The 1,014-nt window shown below is 68.9% G+C and carries 1 protein-coding gene; it reads left to right on the top strand.

Annotation, left to right across the window (positions count from 1 at the left end):
• Positions 1–41 precede the first annotated feature (41 nt).
• Positions 42–1,014, top strand: a 973-nt coding sequence (locus tag DZG00_RS15760; RefSeq protein ID WP_119455835.1) for a citrate/2-methylcitrate synthase, incomplete at its 3' end; no start/stop codon positions are given.

Below are 1,014 nucleotides of genomic sequence, written 5' to 3'. Positions count from 1 at the left end.
GCATCCCCCCGGGCCATCCACCCCAGACTCGAGGAGGCGCCGTGACCGATGGCGGGCAGCAGGCGGACGACCGGCCGAAGGCGGACGAGAAGCCCACGGCGACCCTGACGTACCCCGGCGGCCGGGTGGAGTTCCCCATCCTCCCCGCGGTCGAGGGCGCGTCCAGCATCGACATCTCGGCGCTCACGAAGAAGACGGGCCTCACGACGCTCGACAACGGCTTCGTCAACACCGCGTCGACCCGCTCGGCCATCACCTACATCGACGGCGAGCAGGGGATCCTGCGCTACCGCGGCTACCCGATCGAGCAGCTCGCTCGCCAGTCGAGCTACCTCGAGGTGGCCTGGCTCCTCATCCACGGCGAGCTGCCCACGAGCGACGAGCTCGCGGGGTTCGAGGACGACATCCGCCGCCACACGCTCCTGCACGAGGACTTCAAGGGCCTCTTCCGCGCGCTGCCGACCAACGCGCACCCCATGTCGGTGCTGTCGAGCGCGGTCTCCGCCCTCTCCACCTACTACGAGGACTCGCTCAGCGTCCACGACCCCGAGCAGGTCGAGATCTCGACGCTGCGCCTGCTGGCGAAGCTGCCGGTCATCGCGGCGTACGCCCACAAGAAGAGCCTCGGCCAGGCATTCCTCTACCCGGACAACTCGCTGTCCTTCGTCGACAACTTCCTCCGCCTGAACTTCGGCAACAACGCGGAACGCTACGAGGTCGATCCCGTCGTCAGCCGCGCGCTCGAGCGCCTGCTGATCCTGCACGAGGACCACGAGCAGAACGCGTCGACGTCGACCGTGCGGCTCGTCGGATCCACCGAGGCGAACATGTTCTCCTCCGTCTCGGCCGGCATCGGCGCGCTCTTCGGCCCGCTGCACGGCGGCGCGAACGAGGCGGTGCTCGCCATGCTCGGCCGCATCCGCGACTCCGGCGAGAGCGTCGACCGCTACGTGGAGCGCGTGAAGAACAAGGAGGACGGCGTCCGCCTCATGGGCTTCGGGCACCGCGTCTACA

It is taken from the genome of Clavibacter lycopersici, from assembly GCF_003576405.1.
GTDB lineage: Bacteria > Actinomycetota > Actinomycetes > Actinomycetales > Microbacteriaceae > Clavibacter > Clavibacter lycopersici.
Note: the sequence above shows the minus strand (reverse complement) of the source record. Positions and strands in the feature narration are given on the sequence as shown.